This window comes from Streptomyces mangrovisoli (genome assembly GCF_000974985.2).
GTDB lineage: Bacteria > Actinomycetota > Actinomycetes > Streptomycetales > Streptomycetaceae > Streptomyces > Streptomyces mangrovisoli.
Map to the genome: position 1 here is coordinate 11803 of NZ_LAVA02000056.1, position 20900 is coordinate 32702.

The 20900-nt window shown below is 74.0% G+C and carries 12 protein-coding genes; 5 read left to right on the forward strand and 7 right to left on the reverse strand.

Features of this window, described 5'->3' with window-relative positions:
• The first annotated feature begins 78 nt into the window (after nt 1–78).
• From WN71_RS22695 to glpK, 4 genes are all read left to right on the forward strand, one after another.
• Entirely contained in the window at nt 79–525 is a 447-nt protein-coding gene (locus WN71_RS22695; RefSeq protein WP_206300124.1) for a Zn-ribbon domain-containing OB-fold protein, read from the forward strand.
• Nucleotides 522–1712, forward strand: a complete 1191-nt coding sequence (locus WN71_RS22700; RefSeq protein ID WP_046583328.1) for a lipid-transfer protein — start codon at nt 522–524, stop codon at nt 1710–1712. Before WN71_RS22695 ends, WN71_RS22700 begins: the two co-directional genes overlap by 4 nt.
• 176 nt (nt 1713–1888) lie before the next feature.
• On the forward strand, nt 1889–3538 hold the full coding sequence (locus WN71_RS22705; RefSeq protein ID WP_046583363.1) for a GGDEF domain-containing protein: 1650 nt from the start codon (nt 1889–1891) through the stop codon (nt 3536–3538).
• A gap of 580 nt (nt 3539–4118) precedes the next feature.
• Entirely contained in the window at nt 4119–5639 is a 1521-nt protein-coding gene (gene glpK, locus WN71_RS22710; protein WP_046583326.1) for a glycerol kinase GlpK, read from the forward strand.
• 166 nt (nt 5640–5805) lie between these two features.
• On the opposite strand, the gene WN71_RS22715 is transcribed toward glpK, so the two are convergent.
• Genes WN71_RS22715 through WN71_RS22735 form a run of 5 tightly spaced genes read right to left on the reverse strand, consistent with a single transcriptional unit; the run spans nt 5806 to nt 13944 of the window.
• Complete coding sequence (locus WN71_RS22715) at nt 5806–6411, reverse strand: GTP-binding protein (protein ID WP_046583323.1); 606 nt, start codon at nt 6409–6411, stop codon at nt 5806–5808.
• Nucleotides 6392–10021: a hydantoinase B/oxoprolinase family protein gene (locus tag WN71_RS22720; protein WP_046583321.1), complete on the reverse strand. Its 3630-nt coding sequence runs from the start codon at nt 10019–10021 to the stop codon at nt 6392–6394. The genes WN71_RS22715 and WN71_RS22720 overlap by 20 nt, the downstream gene beginning before the upstream one ends.
• Nucleotides 10022–10045: 24 nt before the next feature.
• Entirely contained in the window at nt 10046–10441 is a 396-nt protein-coding gene (locus WN71_RS22725; RefSeq protein ID WP_046583318.1) for a DUF742 domain-containing protein, read from the reverse strand.
• 9 nt (nt 10442–10450) lie between these two features.
• On the reverse strand, nt 10451–10885 hold the full coding sequence (locus tag WN71_RS22730) for a roadblock/LC7 domain-containing protein (protein WP_046583317.1): 435 nt from the start codon (nt 10883–10885) through the stop codon (nt 10451–10453).
• On the reverse strand, nt 10882–13944 hold the full coding sequence (locus WN71_RS22735) for a nitrate- and nitrite sensing domain-containing protein (RefSeq protein ID WP_046583361.1): 3063 nt from the start codon (nt 13942–13944) through the stop codon (nt 10882–10884). Before WN71_RS22735 ends, WN71_RS22730 begins: the two co-directional genes overlap by 4 nt.
• A gap of 419 nt (nt 13945–14363) precedes the next feature.
• On the opposite strand from WN71_RS22735, the gene WN71_RS22740 reads away from it, so the two are divergent.
• Complete coding sequence (locus tag WN71_RS22740; RefSeq protein ID WP_046583315.1) at nt 14364–14897, forward strand: hypothetical protein; 534 nt, start codon at nt 14364–14366, stop codon at nt 14895–14897.
• A gap of 117 nt (nt 14898–15014) precedes the next feature.
• Here WN71_RS22740 and WN71_RS22745 read toward each other — a convergent pair whose 3' ends face one another.
• Together WN71_RS22745 and WN71_RS22750 are read right to left on the reverse strand one after the other, a co-directional pair.
• Complete coding sequence (locus WN71_RS22745; RefSeq protein ID WP_046583313.1) at nt 15015–19703, reverse strand: hypothetical protein; 4689 nt, start codon at nt 19701–19703, stop codon at nt 15015–15017.
• Nucleotides 19704–19838: 135 nt separating this feature from the next.
• A complete protein-coding gene (locus WN71_RS22750) occupies nt 19839–20717 on the reverse strand; it encodes a hypothetical protein (RefSeq protein ID WP_046583312.1) in 879 nt (292 codons plus the stop codon).
• Between the last annotated feature and the right edge of the window lie 183 nt (nt 20718–20900).

Here is a 20900-nt window from a genome sequence, read left to right on the forward strand (position 1 = left end):
CTGCCCTGGCGCGGTCTTCCGTGGCACACTTCTGACGATCCGTCAGCTCTCGACTCCGTGCGACGCCTTGGAGGGACCGTGCCGCGCATCCGACTGCCCGCTGTGGCGAACTGGTTCACCGGGACCGGCGAGGACTTCCGGCTCCTGGGCACCCGCTGTTCGGACTGCGCCTCGGTGTTCTTCCCCCGCGAGGACGTCCACTGCCGCAATCCTGGCTGCGCGGGCGGCGCCCTCGTCGAGGTCCCGCTCTCGCCGCACGGTCGCGTGTGGTCCTACACGGACGGCCGGTACCGGCCGCCGTCACCCTATGTGAGCGATCCGGAACTTCCGTGGCGGCCGTACACGTTGATCGCGGTGGAACTGCCCGCCGAACGGATCGTGGTGCTGGGGCAGGCGGTTCCCGGGGTCACCGTCACCGATCTGACGGTGGGCATGGACGTGCGCGCCGTCCCCGGCGTGCTGTACGAGGACGCGGAGACGACCTGGACGACCTGGCACTGGCGGCCGGTGGAGGTGAGGACATGACGGCGGACGTGGCGGTGCTCGGCGTGGGCATGCACCCGTGGGGCAAGTGGGGCCACGGCTTCGTGCGGTACGGCGTCACGGCGGCCCGCGCCGCGCTCGCGGACGCGGGCGTGGAGTGGCGCGACGTCGGCTCGATCGTCGGCGCGGACACGGTGCGTGGCGGCTATCCCGGCCATGTCGCGGGGGCCACGTTCGCGAAGGCCCTCGGCTGGCAGGGAGCGCGGGTCACGAGCGTGTACGCGGCCTGCGCGTCCGGCGCGCAGGCCATCGGCGCCGCGCGGGCGCAGATCCTCGCGGGGCTGGCCGACGTGGTGCTGGTGGTGGGCGCGGACGCGGCGCCCAAGGGGTTCTTCCGGCCGGCGGGCGGCGAGCGGCCCGACGATCCGGACTGGCTGCGCTTCCGGCTGCTGGGCGCGACCAACCCGACGTACTTCGGGCTGTACGCGCGCCGCAGGATGGCGGTCCACGGCGACACGTTGGAGGACTTCGCGCAGGTCAAGGTGAAGAACGCCGCCATGGGGGCGCTCAATCCCTACGCCCGCTACCGCAAGCGGGTCACCGCCGAGGAGGTGGCCGCCTCCGCCCCGGTCGCCGACCCGCTGCGGCTGCTCGACATCTGCGCGACATCGGACGGCGGCGCGGCGGTGGTGCTGTCCAGCCTGGAGTTCGCCCGGCGCCACGGGGCGGCACGGCCGGTGCGCGTCCGCGCGGTGTCGACAGTGACCCCGCGCTTCCCCAACACCGTGCTGGACCTGCCGGACATCGCCACGGACTCCGCTGCGGCGGTGGCGCCCGCGGAGGTCACGTTCCGCGCCTCCATCGCCCGCGCCGCCTACGAGGAGGCGGGCATCGGCCCCGGAGACCTCTCCCTGGCCGAGGTCTACGACCTGACCACCGCCCTGGAGTTGCAGTGGTACGAGGACCTGGGGCTGTGCGGCGAGGGCGAGGCCGCCAAGCTGCTGCGGGAGGGCGCCACGGCGCCGGGAGGCCGCATACCGGTGAACACCAGCGGCGGGCTCGCCTCCTTCGGCGAGGCCGTCCCGGCCCAGGCGCTCGCCCAGGTCTGCGAGCTCACCTGGCAGTTGCGCGGCCGGGCGGGCGGGCGCCAGGTCCCCGGCGCGCGGGTGGGCATCACGGCCAACCAAGGGCTGTTCGGACACGGGTCGTCGGTCGTCGCGGTGGTGTGAGGGCGAGTCGGGATGGCCTGGCGGCCGGGTTCGGCGGGGTGGCCCGGCGACTGGGCTCGGCGGGGTGGCCCGGCGGCGGGGCGGGCGATCCGCACTCTCCGTGATCGCTCGGAAAAGCTGCGTGAACGTCTCATGAACTGGCCTTGGGCGTGCGCCCGTCGCGCCATCATGCTGCCGTGCCCTCCTGGACGGATACTCTCCGCTTCGCTTTCCAACCGGTGGTCAATCTGACGACCGGTGGGATCGCCGCACTGGAGACACTCGCCCGCCCGGAGACCGGCGACATCCTCGCCGAGGCCCGCCGCGATCCCGAACTCGACGGCAGGCTCGCCGTACTGGCCTTCCGGGCGGCGGCCCGCAAGGAGACCCTGCTGCCGCTGCACGTCAACGTCTTCGCCGCCACCCTCGCCGACCTCGGCGGACTGCCCCGGCTGCACGACGCCGTAGGCGCGAGTGAGCGGCTGCCCTGGGAGGTGACCGTCGACATCGGGCCGCCCTACACGCATGTGCCGCAGCGCGCCCTGCTGGAGGCGGTCAGTGCCCTGCGCGCGCAGGGCTTCCGGATCAGCGCGGACGGCATCGGCGACGGCGACGTACCGCTGCGGCTGCTCACGGACATGGCGCCGGACCTGGTGAAGCTCGACGCGTCGCTGCTGTCGCGGCCCGCCGCGGTGCGGTCGATGCGGACCCTGTGCGACGCGCTCGGCTCGTTGCTGACCGCCGAGGGCGTGGAGACCGAGACGCAGTGCGCGGCGGCGCTGGCCGCCGGGGCACAGCTCGCCCAGGGGATGCTGTTCGCGCCACCGGCCCGGATCCCGGCGGCGGACGTATACATTCCGCCCCGCACCCCGGTGATTCCGGCCGCACCGGCCGCGGGCCCGCCGGTACGGCAGTTCGTGCGACCGGCCGCCGTGCTGCCCGTCACCGCCTCGGCCGGTCAGGTGCGGGCGATGCTCACCGGTCGGCCCGAGGTGTCCGGCGTGCTCCTGATCGACCGCTCCGGGGTGCCGGTCCGGTCCGTGCACCGCTCGCGCTTCCTGCTGTCGATGTCCGGGCGCTACGGCCACGCGCTGTACGCCGACCGCCCGGCGGCCAAGCTGGGCGACGCGCCCCGCACGGTGGGCGTCGACGCCACCGCCTGGGAAGTGCTGGACGTGGTGGCGGTCGGCGGCCGGGACCGCACCTCGGACGACGTGGCGGTGGTCGACCGCGCCGGGCGGTGCGTGGGCGTGGTGCGCCTCGCCGACCTGGTGCGGGCCCTCGCCGAGAGCCGGGTCGAGGAGGCCGCGGGGCTCAATCCGCTGACCCGGCTGCCCGGGTCGGACGCGATCACGGGTGAGGTGGACCGGCGGATCGCCGACGGGCGGACGTTCGCGCTGAGCTGGCTGGACATCGACCACTTCAAGCAGGTCAACGACGGTGCCGGGTTCGCGGCCGGCGACGAGCTGATCCGCGCGGTGGGCCAGGCGCTGGAGCGCGCGGCGTACGGGAGCACGTGCGTGGGGCACATCGGCGGCGACGACTTCCTGGTGCTCACGGAGACGGAGGTCCTCGACCCGCTGGCCACGTCCGTGCTCGACCTGCCGTGGTCCGCGGGCGGCCGCCCGGTCACGCTGTCCCTCGCCACCGTCGTCTGCGGGCCGGGCACGGTGGCCGACCACCGCCAGGCGGCCGCGTGCCTGGCCCCGTTGAAGAAGGCGGCGAAGGCGCTGCACGGCGCCAGCTGGGTGCTGGGGCGCGCGGGTCTGTCCGGGCACCAGATCCGCCGCGGCTCGGGCGCGCGCCACGCCCAGGCGGGCTACGCGGCCGTGGAGCCGACGGGCTGAGCGGCCGGGCCCGGCGACGGGAAACCGCCCCGCTCGGCGCCCGGCGGAGAAGCGGGTGAACCGTCAGCCGTCCACCCGGCCGAGAAGCGGGTGAACCGTCAGCCGTCCCCCGGCGAAGCCGCCCCGCCGGCACAGGGTGGGGGCGCCGCGCGCAAGTGGGCCGCTTTTCATTGCCGCACGCGACCTTGACGCCCTCAAGGCACCGGTGAACACTTCCCGGTGTCAGTCGACATCGCCGTACATTCTCGGCGTATTCAGGCACCGTGCCCGGCCGGGCCCCCTGCCTGCGCCACGGCTCTCGCACCCACGGGCGATGCGGCTGCCACGGCACGCTCGTCACGGACGCCGGGCGGGGCGCGGGACCCTCCCTGCCTTCGGCTGAAGTCGCCAAGGGAACCGCCCCGCACGCAGGGCCGGGGCCGACCGCCCCGGTCAGGGCCAAGGAGCCGCCATGAGTGACGCAGACATCCGCTCGGGTCGCCGTCCCGCCTCGGCCTGTCTCCGGACGCCGCTCGCGGGGGCGGCCGTCGAGCCGTGATCCACACCGCAGCCTTCTGACGAAACCGACGAAGGGGACGTCATGCCGGACACCACGCAGAAATTCGTCGCAGCGATCGACCAGGGCACCACCTCCAGCCGCTGCATCATCTTCGACCAGGGCGGCGGGATCGTCGCCGTGGACCAGCGCGAACACCGCCAGATCTTCCCGAAGCCGGGCTGGGTCGAGCACGACGCCACGGAGATCTGGTCCAAGGTCCAGGCGGTGGTCGCCGGGGCGATCGCCAAGGCCGGGCTGCGCTCCGACCAGATCAGCGCACTCGGCATCACCAACCAGCGCGAGACGACCGTCCTGTGGGACCGCGCCACGGGCAAGCCCGTGCACAACGCGATCGTCTGGCAGGACACCCGGACCGCCGCCCTGTGCAACGAGCTCGGCGGCTCCGACGGCCAGGACCGCTTCCGCGAGCAGACCGGCCTCCCGCTGGCCAGCTACTTCTCCGGGCCCAAGGCGGCCTGGCTGCTGGACAACGTACCCGGACTGCGCACCCGCGCGGAGAACGGCGAGATCGCCTTCGGGACGATCGACTCGTGGCTGATCTGGAACCTCACCGGCGGGACCGACGGCGGCCGGCACGTGACCGACGTGACGAACGCCGGGCGGACCATGCTGATGAACCTGGAGACCCTCCAGTGGGACCAGTCCATCCTGTCGGCCATGAACGTGCCGGAGGCCGTGCTCCCCGAGATCAGGTCCTCCGCGGAGGTCTACGGCACGGCCGTCGGGCAGCTCGCCGGCGTCCCCGTCGCCTCGGCCCTCGGCGACCAGCAGGCCGCGATCTTCGGGCAGGCCTGCTACGACGTCGGCACCGCGAAGAACACCTACGGCACGGGCAGCTTCCTGCTGCTCAACACCGGGAACCAGCCGGTCCCGTCCAAGAGCGGACTGCTCACCACGATGGGTTACAAGATCGGCAGCGAGGCCCCCGTCTACTGCCTGGAGGGGTCGATCGCGATCACGGGCGCGCTGGTGCAGTGGTTCCGCGACCAGCTCGGCATCATCCGCACGGCCGACGAGATCGAGCCTCTGGCGGCCTCCGTCCAGGACAACGGCGGCGCGTACATCGTGCCCGCGTTCTCCGGCCTGTTCGCGCCGTACTGGCGCTCCGACGCGCGCGGTGTCGTCACCGGCCTGACCCGCTACGTCACCAAGGCGCATCTCGCGCGCGCGGTGCTGGAGGCGACCAGTTGGCAGACGCGTGAGGTCGTGGACGCCATGTTCCAGGACTCCGGGGTGGCGATCTCCACCCTGAAGGTGGACGGCGGCATGACGAAGAACAACCTCCTGATGCAGCACCAGGCGGATGTCCTCGGCGTGCCGGTGATCCGCCCCAAGGTGTCCGAGACGACCTGTCTGGGCGCCGCCTACGCGGCCGGGCTCGCCACGGGCGTCTGGAACGACCTGGACGAACTGAAGTCGCACTGGCAGAAGGACGTCGAGTGGACGCCGACCATGGAGTCGTCGGTCCGCGACCGCGAGTACCACAACTGGCGCAAGGCGGTCGAGAAGAGCTTCGGCTGGCTGGAGGACGGCGACAACTAGCGCACCCGCACCGCACCAGGCACGCGCGCGTACGCGTGCGCGTGCCGGTGGGGCGCGGCCCGTACCCCTGTCGGCGGGGGTACGGGCCGTGCGGGCGGGTCGCCCGACGGAGCGGCGCGGGTCGCGCAGGAGTCGACGCGGTTCGCGCGGGAGCCCGCACTCGAGGTCAGCTCGGGACGGCTTGACGGCGTCCGGCGGCGCACTCCATGGCGTGCTGGACGACCTCGATGAGGACCTCCTTGACCGACTCCCGCTCGCGCGCGTCGCACAGGACGAGGGGGACGTCCGGGTCGAGGTCGAGGGCCTGGCGCACGGTGTCCTCGGGATAGCGGGCCGAGCCCTCGAAGCAGTTGACCCCGACGACGAACGGTATGGAGCGCCGTTCGAAGTAGTCGACGGCGGCGAAGCAGTCCTCCAGACGCCGCGTGTCCGCGAGGACGACGGCGCCGAGCGCGCCCTCGGACAGCTCGTCCCACATGAACCAGAACCGCTCCTGGCCGGGCGTGCCGAACAGGTAGAGCACCAGGTCCTCGCGGAGCGTGATCCGGCCGAAGTCCATGGCCACGGTGGTGGTGCTCTTGCTCTCCACGCCGCTGACGTCGTCGACCGGCCGGCCCGCCTCGGTGAGCAGTTCCTCGGTGCGCAGCGGCCTGATCTCGCTCACCGCGCCGACCAGGGTCGTCTTGCCCACGCCGAAGCCGCCGGCCACCAGGATCTTGAGCGTGACGGGCTCGACCGGAGGCTTCCCGCGCTCAGAACGCCCGAAGATCATCGATCTCTTCTCCTGCTCGATAAGGGTCGGGTGACGGAGGGCCGTAGCCTCCGCCACCGGGGGTCTCGATGACGAGCACGTCGCCGGGGCCGACGTCCGCCGCGTCGCTTCCGCCGAGCGTCACGACGCTGCCGTCGGCACGCTCGACCCGGCCCGCGCCGAGGGCGCCCGGCTCGCCGCCCGCCATGCCGTAGGGCGCGACCCTGCGGTGCTGGGCGAGCGTGGAGACGGTCATCGGCTCGCGGAAGCGGATCCGGCGGACCGCTCCGTCGCCGCCGCGCCAGCGCCCGGCGCCGCCGCTTCCGGCTCGGACGGCGAACTCCTCGAGGAGCACCGGAAGGCGCCACTCCAGGACTTCGGGGTCGGTCAGCCGGGAGTTGGTCATGTGGGTCTGTACGACGCTCGCGCCGGGGAAGCCGTCGCCCGCGCCGGAACCGGAGGCGACGGTCTCGTAGTACTGGTGGCGCTCGTTGCCGAAGGTGACGTTGTTCATGGTGCCGGAGCCCTCGGCCTGCACGCCGAGGGCCGCGTAGAGGGCGCCGGTGATGGCCTGCGAGGTCTCCACGTTGCCCGCGACCACGGCTGCCGGGGGCTCGGGCGCGAGCATCGAACCGGCGGGCACGATGATCTCCAGAGGGCGCAGGCAGCCGTCGTTGAGCGGGATGTCGTCGTCGACGAGCGTCCGGAAGACGTACAGGACCGCGGCGTTGACCACGGCGAACGGCGCGTTGAAGTTGCCGGCGAGCTGTGCGGAGGTGCCGGTGAAGTCCACGGTCGCGCTCCGCCGTTCGCGGTCGACGCGCACCTGGACGCGGATGACCGCGCCGGAGTCCGTCTCGTAGGCGTACGCGCCGTCGTCGAGCGCGTCGATCACCCGCCGCACCGCTTCCTCGGCGTTGTCCTGCACATGCTTCATGTACGCCTGTACGACGTCCAGTCCGAAGTCGTCGATCACGCGGCCGACCTCGTCGACGCCCTTGCGGTTGGCGGCGATCTGGGCGCGCAGGTCGGCGAGGTTGGTCCTCGGGTTCCGGGAGGGGTACGGCGCCTCGGTGAGCAGCCGCAGCGTCTCGGCCTCGCGGAAGCGGCCGCCCTCGGCGAGCAGCCAGTTGTCGAAGAGGACGCCTTCCTCCTCGATGGTGCGGCTGTCGGCGGGCATTGAGCCGGGGGCGATGCCGCCGATCTCCGCGTGGTGGCCGCGGGAGGCGACGTAGAACAGGATGCGGTCACCCTGCGTGTCGAAGACCGGGGTGATGACGGTGACGTCGGGCAGGTGGGTGCCGCCGTGGTACGGGTCGTTGACGGCGTAGGTGTCGCCGGGCCGCATTCCGGGGCCGCGGCGGCGGATGACCTCTTTGACGCTGGTGCCCATCGAGCCGAGGTGGACGGGGATGTGCGGGGCGTTGGCCACCAGGTTCCCGTCCGGGTCGAACAGGGCGCAGGAGAAGTCCAGGCGCTCCTTGATGTTGACGGACTGCGCGGTGGACTCCAGCCGCGCGCCCATCTGTTCGGCGATCGACATGAACAGGTTGTTGAAGACCTCGAGCCGGACGGGGTCGGATGCCGTGTTGGATCTCGTGTCGGCTTCGGAACTCTCCGTGACCGTCGCCCGTTCCATGAGCAGATGCCCGTCGGAGGTCGTCGCGGCCCGCCAGCCGTCGTCGACGACGGTCGTGGCGCCGGCCTCGGTGACGATCGCCGGGCCGGTGACGGTCTCGCCGGGAGGCAGGTTCTCCCGGCGGTGGAGGGGTACGTCGCGCCAGGCGCCGCCGGTGTGCAGGCGGGCGGCGCCGGGTGCGGCGGGGCGGCCCGCGTAGGCGGAGAGAGCGGACAGATCGGGGGGTTCGGTGAGGCCGGTGGCTTCGACGGAGAGGGCTTCGACGACGATCGGGCGGTCGAGCGTGAAGGAGTACGTGGCGCGATGACGTTCTTCGAAGGCGCGGCGCATGGCGTCGGGGGCGGTCAGTTCGACGGTGAGGGCGGTGTCGGTGCCGTCGTAGCGCAGCTGGGCGCGGCGGGTGATCTCGATACGGTCCTCGGGGACGTCCTCGGCGAGGAGTTCGGCGCGGGCGGCGCCCTCCAGGTCGTCGGCGGTCTTGAGGACGCCGGGCATGGCGGCGGGCTCCAGCGGCGTCTCCACGGACTGCTCGCGCATGGCGGTGGTGTCGGCGAGGCCGATGCCGAGAGCGGAGAGCACCCCGGCCATGGGCGGCACGAGGACGGTGCGGATGCCGAGGGCGTCGGCGACCTGGCAGGCGTGCTGACCACCGGCTCCGCCGAACGTGGTGAGGGCGTACCGGGTGACGTCGTGGCCCTTCTGCACGGAGATGCGCTTGACGGCGTTGGCGATGTTGGCGACGGCGATGCGGAGGTAGCCCTCGGCGACCTGTTCCGGGGTGCGGTCGTCGCCGGTCCGGTCGCGGATCTCGCGGGCGAGCGCGGCGAAGCGGTCGCGGACGAGCGCGGCGTCCAGCGGCTGGTCGCCGTCGGGGCCGAACACCGCCGGGAAGTGGGCGGGTTGGATGCGACCGAGCATGACGTTGGCGTCGGTGACGGCGAGCGGGCCGCCGCCCCGGTAGCAGGCGGGTCCGGGGGCGGCGCCCGCCGAGTCGGGGCCCACCCGGTAGCGGGAACCGTCGAAGTGGAGGACGGATCCGCCGCCCGCGGCGACGGTGTGGATGTCGAGCATGGGCGCGCGCAGCCGCACCCCGGCGATCTGTGTGGTGAAGACGCGTTCGTAGTCGCCGGCGAAGTGGGAGACGTCGGTGGAGGTGCCGCCCATGTCGAAGCCGATGACCCGGTCGTGGCCGGCGAGCTGCGACATGCGCGCCATGCCGACGATCCCGCCGGCGGGCCCGGAGAGCACGGCGTCCTTGCCGCGGAACTGCCCGGCCTCGGCGAGGCCGCCGTTGGACTGCATGAACATCAGCCGCACGCCTTCGAGTTCATCGGCGACGTGGCGGACGTAGCGGCGCAGGCCGGGCGAGAGGTAGGCGTCGACGACGGCGGTGTCCCCGCGCGGCACGACCTTCATCAACGGGCTGACCTCGCTGGACAGCGAGATCTGCGGGAATCCGATGCGGGCGGCGAGGCGGCCCACGGCCTGTTCGTGCGCGGGATGCAGATGGCTGTGCAGGCAGACGACGGCGACGGACCGGATCCCGTCCTCGTACGCCCGCGTGAGCGGCCCGGTGAGGGCGTCCAGGTCGGGGGCGCGCAGCACGGTGCCGTCGGCGGCGATGCGCTCGTCGACCTCGACGACCCGCTCGTGGAGCAGCGCGGGGAGTTCGATGCGGCGGGCGAAGATGCGGGGGCGGTTCTGGTAGGCGATCCGCAGCGCGTCGCGGAAGCCGCGGGTGATGACGAGGAGGGTGCGCTCGCCCGCCCGCTCCAGCAAGGCGTTGGTGGCGACGGTGGTGCCCATGCGGACCGCTTCGACGGGGTCCGCCGAGTCGCCGAGCAGTTCACGGACGCCCGCGACGGCCGCGTCGGCGTAGCGCGCGGGGTTGTCCGAGAGCAGCTTGTGGGTCAGGATCCGGCCGTCGGGGCGTCGCGCGACGATGTCGGTGAAGGTGCCGCCTCGGTCGACCCAGAACTGCCAGCCTGTCACGTCTGCACTCCGATTCCGCGCCGGTCACAGCGCCCGGAGGCCACTGATCACGTCGCGCAGAATACTCTCGTCCGGCAGTTCCGCCGGGGGTACCGGGCGTTTCACATGGACGAGTTCACCGTCCACGAGGTCCCCGATGAGCACCCGGACCACGCCGACGGGCAGATCGAGCTCGGCGGCGAGCTCCGCGACGGACTGCGGGGTGTCACGGCACAGGTCGACGATGTCCACGTGTTCCGGGGACAGCGAGTGGTCCGCCCCGGCGTCGTCGGCGTCCTCCTCCGTGACCACCACCGCGATCAGGTCGAGGCGGTGCTGGCCCGCGTGGCTGGTGCGGCCCCGGGTCATGGCGTACGGGCGGACGACCGGTCCGGCGTCGTCGTCGAACCAGTGGCTGTTTCCCTGACCGTCTCCGCTCATGTCATGTCACTACCCGCCCGCGGACAGGTCGGTGCGCGGGGCCGAGCCCAGATGCGCACCGACCCGCTTGACCAGCAGCGTCATCTCGTAGGCCACCTGGCCGACATCGGACTCGGCGTCGGAGAGGACGGCCAGGCAGCTGCCGTCGCCGGCCGCGGTGACGAACAGGAACGCCTCGTCGAGTTCCACGACCGTCTGCCGGACATTGCCCGCCTCGAAGTGGCGGCCCACGCCCTTGGCGAGGCTGTGGAAGCCGGAGGCGACGGCGGCGAGGTGCTCGCTGTCCTCCCGGGTCAGGTCCTTGGACACGCCGGTGGCCAGGCCGTCCCCGGACAGCACGACGGCCTTGCGGATGCTCGCGACGCGGTCCACCAACTCGTCGAGGAGCCAGTTCAGCTCCCGCTTGTCGGGTGCGGTGTGGCCGGTCGGCTTCGGTGCGGTCATCGACCGTCCCCCTCTGTCGTTCCTTGCGCTGTGTCGCCCCGGGCTCCGTCGCCCGCGGCGTTCTCCTCCCGGCCGCGCTGCCAGCCGCGCTGCAACGAGGCCATACGGCTGCGCACCTGGTCGGCGTCGCGGTCGGCGATCTCCGCCACCACGCTGCGCTCGGTGCGCCGGTCGGGATCCTGCTTGAGCTGGGGGGCGAGGCTGGCCTGGCGTACCCGCTTGGGCAGCGCCGCGGTGCCCGCGGGCTCGCCGGGTGCGGGGCCGTCGGACGAGGCGGTGCGGCCCGTCCCGCCGGTGCCGAGCGCCGGGCGGCGGACGCGGCCGGGCAGCGCGGGGGCCTCCGGGGCTTCGGCAGGACCGTGGGCCGATCCGGGGCGCTCGGCGCGGCGATCCGTCAGGGGACCCGGACGCTCGGCGGCGCGGTCCTTCCCGGGGCCGCCGGTGCCGCGGTCGGTCAGTGGGCCCGTGGCGCCGCGGTCCGTCGATGGGCCCGTGGTGCCGCGGTCCGTCGGCGGCCGGCCGGTGCGCTCGGCGCGAACGTCCGGCGAGGCACCGGGACGCTCGGCGCGCACGTCCGGCAGGGATCCGGGGCGCTCGGTCGGCCGGTCGGGCCGGGCGGTCGCCCGGCCCAGCGGCGACTCGCCGCGTCTGCGGGACGGCAGCGGCGCCACGGCCTCCGTCTCCGCCCGGGAGCGGGGGCCACCGGGAAGGCGGTCGTCGGTCTCGGGTCGCCGGGAGCGCGGGTCGCCCACGGGCCTGCCGTGCGAACTGACCAGCTTCGGGGTCCGCCGCCGCGGCAGGGACGCGCCCACCGGGTCCTCGGCGCCGGATTCCCCGACGCCGTCGGGGAGCCCGCCGTCCTCGTGCCGGTCGACCGCCCGGATGGTGTTCTCGTCGTCGGTCTGCGCGACGGAGCGGCGCGGGCGGAACAGGCCGCCGCGTTCGCTGTCGCTGTCGTCCAGCGCGCCGGGGAAGTCGTCCATGGCCTCGAGGGCGTCGAGGTCGACCGGCGCCTCGAGCTCGACGGGGCCGTCGAACAGCGCGGGCGACAGGCCCGGCAGCTCCGCGGTGGTGCGGGAGAGCGGCGCCCTGCGGTTCTCCGCCGCCTCGGCCTCCTTCGGGGACCGTTCGCGGTCGAGACGGAAGCCGATGCCGTTGGTGTCGGGCACGTCGTCGGTCAGCAGCACGTCGGGGAGGAAGACGACGGCGGTGGTCCCGCCGTAGGGGGAGGGCTGCAACGAGACGCGGACGTTCTGCCGCTGCGCGAGGCGGCTGACCACGAACAGGCCGAGCCGGTCGGTGTCGGAGAGTTCGAACTCCGGCGTCTCCGCGAGGCGCAGGTTGTTGTCCAGCAGCGCCTCGGCGGTCATGCCCAGCCCGCGGTCGTGGATCTCCAGGGTGAAGCCGTTGGCGACGCGCTCGCCGAGGACCTGGACGGCCGTGTGCGGCGGGGAGAACACCGTGGCGTTCTCCAGCAGTTCGGCGACGAGATGGGTGACGTCGGCGACGGCCGGGCCGGTCACGGCGACGCGCGGCAGCCTGCGGACCTCGATGCGCTCGTAGTCCTCGACCTCGGCGACGGCGGCGCGGACGACGTCCATCAGCTGGATCGGCCTGCGCCACTGCCGGGAGGGTGCGGCACCCGAGAGGATCACCAGGCCCTCGGCGTGCCGTCGCATACGCGTGGTGAGGTGGTCGAGGCGGAACAGGTCGGCGAGTTCCGCGGTGTCCTCGGTCCTGCGCTCCATGGTGTCGAGGAGGGTGAGCTGTTTGTGCAGCAGGACCTGGCTGCGGCGGGCGAGGTTGACGAAGACCTCGGAGACGCCGGAGCGCAGTTCGGACTGCTTGACCGCGGCCTCGACGGCGGCGCGCTGGAGGGTGTTGAGCGCCTGGCCGACCTCGCCGATCTCGTTCCTGTCGTACTCCAGGCGCGGGACCTCGGTCTCCACGTCGACCTGTTCGCCCGTGGACAGGCGGCGCATGACGCTCGGCAGCCGCACGCCGGACGCCTCGTGGGCCTCCAGGCGCAGCTGCCGCAGGTCGCGGATGAGGCTGCGGCCGACACGCACGGACAGCACGAGCGAGAGCAGCACCGCGACGAGGCCGAGGACCCCGACGACGGCGGCCTCGACGATGACGCCGATCGCGACGGGGCGGATGCGGTCCTGGTAGCGGTCGCCCACCTGGTCGTCGAGGGCGGTCAGCTTCCTGAGGACACTGCCCGCGGTGGCGTCCCACTCCTGGGCGGTGACGCCGTGCGGCATCCCCGACTCGGTGGCTACGGCGGCCCGTTCGGCCGTGCGCAGCGGCGCGGTCGTGGCGTTGCTCCAGAACCGGTCGAAACGGTCGCGTTCCTCGGCGGGCAGCAGCGGCTCGCTGATGTCGTACATCAGGGTGCGCTGGGCGATCAGGTCGGAGACCTGCCGGCTCTCGGACCGGGTGACGGTGCCGACGACGAGTGAGGAGCCGAGCAGGGCGTCCTCGCGGGAGAGCAGTTCACGGGCGCGGGTGATGTTGACGAGGGCGCGTGCCTGCTGGTCCATCGACACGTCGTCGATGCCGCCGAGGGTGGCGAGCAGGTTGTAGCAGGGGTCGACGAGCCGGTTGTAGAGGTCGAACGCCTGGGCCCGGTCGACGGTGCCCTGCTCGACGCCGCGGCGCAGCGAGGATATGCCGTCGAGGGCGTCCAGCACGGCCGTGAGATGTTCGCCGTCGTCGGTGTCGAGACTGTCGCGGACGCCGGGCTCGTTGACGTTGTGGCGGGTCCTGCCGATCGCGTCGTCGGTGGCGGTGCGGGTGCGGCGCAGGGCGATGAGCGCGTCGGAGGCCCGGGGATCGGCGAGGTAGACGAGGGTCTGGCGGCGTTCCTGCTGGAGCGCGCGGACGGTGTCCTCGGTGGGGTACCCGATCTTCTCGACGACGGAGGACATGTGGAACAGCCTGGCCACCCCACGACCCGTCAGTACCGTGGCGAATCCCCAGATCGCGGTGAGGGACACCAGCGGCACGAGAAGCAGCGCCACGATCTTCCGGCGGATCGACTTCCCGCGAAAGCGCATGGCCTCCCCCAGCTCGACCCCCACCGGCCCGGGGTACACATGTCCGTCAACAAACGGCGCGAGCCTACTACCGACGCACAGTTAACTCGAAGACCCGACCGTTCAACCAAACTCCTTGTGGACGGCGGGACATGGGGGCGTTGTCGGGCAATGCGGGAGATTGCCGTCCGCATTCCGGCAGGAGCCCGTTCCGGGGGCCGATCCGACAAGATCCGAGTCTTGGCCGGAATTTTTCGTTCTGTGGGAATCTTCGGGGCTTCCCACTCGTATGTCTGTGTGGGAGATGGGGGCGGAATCGGCCACGAGAGCCGCATCCCGCACCCGGGCGGCGTAAAACAGCGCAAGCCGGGCAGCCACAGGAGAGCCGGGTCCTCGGGACCGGGACGAGTGGTCAGTCGGCGGTGGGGAGTGACACGGTGATGGGCACGGCGGAGCGACGCGAGGCGCTCGAGCACGGCGAGACGGCGGGGTCGACGGCGCTGCGGGGCGTCGAAGCGCCGGATCGCGACATTCCGGTGGGCGAGCGGCCCGCGGAGCCCGTCGCGGCACAGGAACAGCCGGGCTACCGCCCGTTGTGGGTGGAGGAGCCTGCGCGCCGCCGCCGGATGCCCGACCCTGTGCGTACGGCGGCGGTGCGGGCGGTCCTCATCATCTCGGTGACGCTGATACAGGCGATGGTGGCCTTCCTGTGCACCATGGCGGGCACCTGGCCGGCGTTCCCGATGGTCATCAGCAGCATCGTCAGCACGGTCGTGGCGACCTGGGCCGCACTGGACGTCTGGGTGACCCGCCAGGTGTGGAACCAGCGCAACGGTGTGCTGTCGGAGCCGAGCAGCACCGCGCGGGCGCTGCGCCGCGAGCGCCGTCAGGCCCGGCGGCAGGCGCGGGCGGCCGCGCGCGCCCAGGAGCGGATACGCAGGCAGAGCGGCACCGGCCGCCTGTCGCACCCCTGAGCACGCGAGGACCGAGCACACGCGGTCCGGGCCGGCGCGGACCGGAACCCCCGGGGATCGGGTCACGCGGACGGGAGCCCGCCGGGGCGGGAATCGCCCGGCGGGCCCGAACCGCCGTCAACTCGTCGTGGAAGCGGGCCTCTTGAACATCCGGGTCGCCGTGATCTCACTGTGCACGGCGTCCCCTTCCCCGGCCGGTGCCTGCTGCGGCAGACCCGGACGCAGATGCTCCTCCACGCTGATGTACTTCAGGCCCGCCCTGAGGTCCGCATCGTTGCGCAACCGGATGACCAGCGGGAACTCCGCCAGCGCGGTGGTGTCGAACAGGCCCGTGGTGTAGAGCAGTTGCACACCGAGGGCGTCGGAGACGGCCCGCTGGAGCTCCAGCAGATAGGTCGCGTTGGCGCGGCCGATGGGGTTGTCCAGGAACAGGGTGCCCGCGTGCCGGTGCCGGTCGCGGCCCCGGTCGTTGGAGCGCAGGGCGGCCATCGTGCAGTAGAGCGCGATGGCGGCGGTGAGCAGCTGGCCGCCGGAGAACACGTCGCCCATCTGCCCGACGGGGACCCGCTCGGCGCGCAGCACGGCGTCCGGCTTGAGGATCTCGACGGCGATGCCCTTGGGGTGCAGCGCGGCGGCGACTCCGCGCAGCAGCAGTGACATGCCGTCGCGGCGCAGGTCGGAGTTCTTGCGCACGGCGGCCCGGGTGGCCTCGTCGATGACCTCGCCGAGCCGTTCGGCGAGCGTGACCTGGTCGGGTTCCTCGAAGCGGATGCGCAGGAACTCCTGGCCCGACCACTCGCCGAGTCCCTCGGGCAGCCGGGACAGCCGCTGCGCGGACCGCAGGGTGGCGAGGGCCGACTCGACGAGCCCGCGCAACCGGTCCACGATCGAGTCCCGGTTGCGTTCCAGCTGGGCGAGTTCGTCGGTGAGGACGCGCAGCCGGGGTGCGAAGGCGTCCGCCCAGCGCTGCGCGTGCTCGGGCAGCGCGGAGGCGGGCAGCTCGCGGATCTGCTGTCGGGCGGGGGTGCGGACCTGCTCGTAACGGGTGGAGTTGGCGTGCCGGACGAGGATGTCGCTCGCCTCGCGGACGCCGGAGTCGGCGGCGGACAGGTCGGCGGCGCAGCCGCGCAGGGAGCGGCGGGCCTCGGCGGCGGAGTGCCGTGCCTCCTCCAGGGTGCCGGGGTAGGGCTCGGGCTCGTCCTGCTCCTCGTCGGGGGCGTGCTCGCGCAGCAGGTCGCGCAGGAGGGCGGCGACCTCGTCGAAGCCGCTCGCCCCCTCATCGGCGGCGCGGTGCGTGGCGAGCAGCTCGGCGTGGGCGTCGCGGGCCTGGGCCAGGGCCTCGGTGCGGGTGGCGAGCTCGGCGGTCGCGGTGCGCAGCAGGGCCTGGGCGTGCTCGGCGTCGCGGGGCAGCAGCTCCTCGGGCAGCCCGGTGTGGGCCTCGCCGTCCTCGGGCGCGTGCCGCTCGGCCTCGCCGCGCAGCCGCCCGAGGTGCTCGCTGGCGGTGGACATGCGGGTCTCCAGCAGCTGCACCAGTTCCTCGGCGCGGGCCGCGGCGGCCTGCCGGGAGGGGCCGTCGGCGCCGTCGGGCGATTCGAGCAGCTGCTCGGCGCGAGTGCGGACCTTGTTGCTCAGCCGGTCCAGCTCGGTGCGGGCCGCGCTCTCGTCGCTCTCCGCGCGGGCCTGCTCGGCGCGCAGGTCGGCGCCGACGCCGACCTTCTCGTACACCTGGGAGGCGGCGCGGTAGGCCTCGCGCAGGGCGGGCAGCGAGGTGCGGGGCGCGTCGGGGTCGGCGTCGGGCACGTCGTCGGGGGCGCCGGCGATCTCGGCGCGTTCGGCGCGCAGGGCGCGGGCGGTGCGCCGGGCGTCGTCGGCGGCGCGCTGCGCGGCGCGGCGGTCCTCGTCCGCGGCGCGGGCGCGCTCCAGGCAGGTCTGGGCGCGGGCCTCCGACTCGGTCGCCTCGTCGGCAAGTTCGCGCAGGCCGGCCTGCCAGCCGGCGCGTTCGCGCAGCCGGAAGGCGAGTCCGGCGAGGGCGTCGGCGGCGCGGCGGGCCTTCTGGGCGGCCTCCTGCCGCTCGTCGCGGGCGTGCGTGGCCTCGGCGGCGGTCTCCTCGGCCTCCGCGCGCACGGTGCGGGCCTCGGCGAGTTCGGCCTCGGCCTCCTCGGCGAAGGCGCGGGCCTCCTCGGCGGTGCGGGCGAGTTCGGCGAGCCGTCCGGCGGGGCAGCCGGTGCGCCAGGACGCGAGCCGCGCGGCGAGCTCGCGGTCCTTGCCGAGCCGGGCGGCGAGCGCGCGGATCTCCTCGTCGCGCTCGCCGGCTCGGGCGCGCAGGGCCTGTCGCTCCTCGTCGGCGGCGTGCTCGTCGTGCATGGCCGGGTTCGGCGGCACGAGGAACACGTCGCCGGAGCCGGGGTCGAGGTCCGTGGCCGGAGTGGGGGCGAGCAGGGCCGCGGCGGTGCCGACGGCGACGGCGGAGCGGGGCAGCAGGGCGGCCTCGGCGAGCACCTCGCGGGCGCGGGCGTGGGTGCCGGGGTCGGTGATGATCACACCGTCGACCAGTTCGGGGCGGGCGGCCAGGACCCGGGCGTGGTCGGCGGGGTCGACGGCCTGGGCGAGGTAGCGCCAGCCGGGCAGGGCCGGGATGCCGTGCTCGCCGAGGTGTTCGACGGTGGCGAGCACGTCGGGGCCGGGCGGCAGCAGGCCGCCGTCGCCGAGTGCGCCGAGGATGCGGGAGTCGTCGGCGGCGGCGGTGCGCAGCTCGAACAGATGGCGCTCGGCGGAGGAGACGGCGTCGTCGAGGAGGGTGCGCAGGTCGTCGGCGCAGCGGTCGAGGTCCTCGGGGGTGAGGGCGCCGTCGCCCGCCGGGTCCTGCGGCGCGGTGCCGGATCCCGGCCGGCCGCCGGGGTCGCCGTCGCGGCGGGGCCGCGGCAGGGCGGCCGCCGTACCGCCACCGGTGCCGGTGCCGGTGCCGGTGAGGCCGAGGAGTTCCGCAAGGCGCTCCTCGGCGGCCAGCGACTCGGCGAGGCGCAGCTCCGCCTCGTGCGAGCGGTGCGCGGCGGTGGCCGCGTCCGCGGCGCGGGCGGCGGTGAGTTCGGCGCGGGTCTCGGCGGAGGCGGCCTCGCGGGCGTGCTCCGTGGCCCGGCGCGCGGCCTCGCGGGCGGTGTCCCAGGCTGCAACCGCAGCCTTCTCGGCGTCGCTGGCGGCCAGGGCGGCGCGGGCCGGGTCGGCGTCGGGCGCGCTGTCGTCCAGCCAGCCGGCGCGGACGGCCTCGGCGGTCTCCTGCTCGACCTCGGCGAGCCGCTGGCGCAGGTGCCCGGCCTCGCTGCGGGCACGCTGGGCGGAGGTGGCCGCGGCGGTGGCGTCGCGGTGCGCGGACTCGCCCGCCTCCTGGAGGGCGGCGGAGCGCTCCTCCTCCTCGTTGGCGAGGGTCTCGGCGCCGTCGGCGGCGGTGTGCAGGGCGCGGACGAGGTCGACGGCGGCCCGGGAGCGGGCGGCGAGCGCGGGGGCCGCGTCGCGCTCGGCCTCCTGGATGGCGGCGGCCACCCGGGCCACGCGGTCGGCGGCGGCGCGGTGCCGGAGCACGGCCTCGGCGGCCTGCCAGGCGGCGTGCAGGGTGCGCGCGTCGGCGAGTTCGCGCTTCTGCGCGGCGGCGGACTTCTCGGCGGCGGCGAGCGCCAGGGAGGCGTGCCGGTAGGCGAGTTCGGCGGCGATCAGGGCGCTCCGCTCGCGGCCGCCCTCGCTGTGGGTGACGGCGTACGCGGCCGCGGTGACCCGCTGGGCGAGGTCGGCGGCGCGGACCCGCTCCCGGACGCCGCGCGCGGAGAGCCTGTGGGCGAGGGTGCGGGTGCGGCGCTCGGCGCCGGTGTGGATGTCGCGGGCGCGCGAGCGGGCCTCGGCTGCCTCGACGATCCGGCCGAGGAGGTCGACCGAGCCGGCGGTGAAGTCGCGTTCGGCGATGAGTTCGGAGCGCCGGCCGAGCTTGTTGCCGAAGCCGCTGACCAGGTCGGCGAGGCCGTCGGTGTCGCGGGTGTCGGTGACGGCGCGCAGCAGCAGGTCGGTGAAGTCGGAGTCCTTCTTCACCGCGAACAGGCCGGCCGCCTCGCCCTCGTCGGCGTTCATCTCGCGCTGGTAGCGGAAGAGTTCGGGGTCGAGGCCGAGGTCGCCGAGGTGCTCGATCCAGCGGTCGTGGATCTCCTCCCAGTGCACCTCCAGGTGCGGGTAGGCCTTGCCGGCCTCGGTGAGGGCGTCGCGGAAGCCCTTCATGGTACGGCGGCGGCCCTGCGCGCCGGACTGGCCCTCGACGGGCGGCCGTACGGCGGTGGACTCGGCGACGGGCAGGTTGTCGAGGCTGAGACCGGGGCCGGGCCGGAAGGAGTACCAGGCCTCGGCGAACTTGCGGGGGTCGTTGGAGACCTGGCGGCCGCGCCACTCGCTGACCTTGCCGACGACCACGCACTCGCCGGTGAGGGTGTGCTGCCACTCCAGCGCCACGTGCCCGCAGTCGTCGGCGAGCAGGAACTTGCGCAGCACGCCGGAGCTGGCGCCGCCGAGGGTGTTGCGGTGGCCGGGCAGCATCACGGAGAAGATCAGCTTCAGCAGTACGGACTTGCCGCCGCCGTTCTCCAGGAAGAGCACGCCGGCGGGCGCGGGGCGGCGCGGCGGGCCGACCGGCTCTTCTTGGAAGAACTCCGCCTGGGTGGGCGCGGGGTCGGGCACGACCTCGCCGACACCGCGCAGGTCCAGCACGGTGTCGGCGTAGCGCGCACCGGCCGGCCCGATGGAGTAGAGGCGGACCCGGGACAGCTCGTACATGGCGGACTCTCGTCGTGAGGCTCGGTCGTTACGTCTTCGAAGGGGCGGTGCCCGGGGCGGCGGCCCGGACCCGGCGCGAGCGGGGAGGCGGCCGGTCGCTCAGGCGCGTGCCGGGCGGCCGGTACGGCGCGGGCGTCAGGAGTGGAACGGCAGCCCCGCGTCGGCGACCAGATCCAGGTCGTCGCCGCCGTCGGCGGGCAGCAGCGTCGCCGTGCCGTCGGTGACCGGGACGACGCCCAGTTCCAGCAGCTCGGCGAGGGCGGCGCTGCCCGCCATGTCGCGCACCTGGAGCTGGTAGCGGGCCGTCGTGCGGTAGGTGCCGCCGTTGTCGTCGCCGGTGCGCTGGAGGAAGCCGGAGTCGGTGAGGAAGGCGACGGCCTTGCCGACGATGCCGGTCGTCGAGCCGGCGAGTCTGCGGGCGTCCTTGGTGGCCCCGGCCGCGCTGCGTCTGGCCCAGATCCGCCAGGCGGACTCCAGGCCGGGGGCGTCGGTGGCCGGGTCGGTGTTCTCGCCCTGCTCCTCGGCGCGCTCCTCCAGGCGGCGGCACGCCTGGCGCACGAAGGCGTCCACGCCGTTGACGCTGACCCGGCCGATGTAGCCGTCGTCGGCGAGGTCCTCGGGGCGGGGGAACGCCAGGGCGGCGACGGCCAGGTGGGCGAGGCCGTGCAGGAACCGGTCGCCGGAGTCGGCGGCCGTACGGCGCGCGTAGTCGCCCATGCGCACGGCGAACACCGAGTCCTCGGCGGCGGTGACGGCCATGCCCGCGCGCGGGGAGACCTCCAGCACGACGAGGCCGAGGCCGGCCGCGACCGCGTCGGTGAGCCGCGCGAACGGCGGGTCCTCGCGGTGGCGGCGCAGCAGGTCGGCGTACTCCTGGTCGCGGGCGGGCTGGAGCTTGGGCTGGAGCCCGAAGGCGACGAGCCGCGCCGCGTCGGCGGCGTCGGCGGGTGTGACGGCCGCCGTCGCGGGGGCGACGGCGCCGTCCGGCTCGCTCCGGTCGACGTGCTCGGTCACGGTGTCGGCTCCTTGCTGCTTGCTCTCTGGCTCATGCTGCTCGTGTACGGCCCGCGGGCGCGGGCGCAGGCTCGGGTCCGGTCGGCGCTCACGCCGTTCGCGTCCGGCGCGCGGCCGTCCGCTTCCTTCCAGGAGGCACCCGTGCCGCCTCGGCCCGGTCCACGGCGGTCCGCTTCCCTCCAG

Coding starts and splice junctions, on each gene's coding strand:
- WN71_RS22700 (WP_046583328.1), top strand. CDS start 522: ATGACGGCGGACGTGGCGGTGCTCGGCGTGGGCATGCACCCGTGGGGC.
- glpK (WP_046583326.1), top strand. CDS start 4,119: ATGCCGGACACCACGCAGAAATTCGTCGCAGCGATCGACCAGGGCACC.
- WN71_RS22715 (WP_046583323.1), bottom strand. CDS start 6,411: ATGATCTTCGGGCGTTCTGAGCGCGGGAAGCCTCCGGTCGAGCCCGTC.
- WN71_RS22725 (WP_046583318.1), bottom strand. CDS start 10,441: ATGAGCGGAGACGGTCAGGGAAACAGCCACTGGTTCGACGACGACGCC.
- WN71_RS22730 (WP_046583317.1), bottom strand. CDS start 10,885: ATGACCGCACCGAAGCCGACCGGCCACACCGCACCCGACAAGCGGGAG.
- WN71_RS22735 (WP_046583361.1), bottom strand. CDS start 13,944: ATGCGCTTTCGCGGGAAGTCGATCCGCCGGAAGATCGTGGCGCTGCTT.
- WN71_RS22740 (WP_046583315.1), top strand. CDS start 14,364: ATGGGCACGGCGGAGCGACGCGAGGCGCTCGAGCACGGCGAGACGGCG.
- WN71_RS22745 (WP_046583313.1), bottom strand. CDS start 19,703: ATGTACGAGCTGTCCCGGGTCCGCCTCTACTCCATCGGGCCGGCCGGT.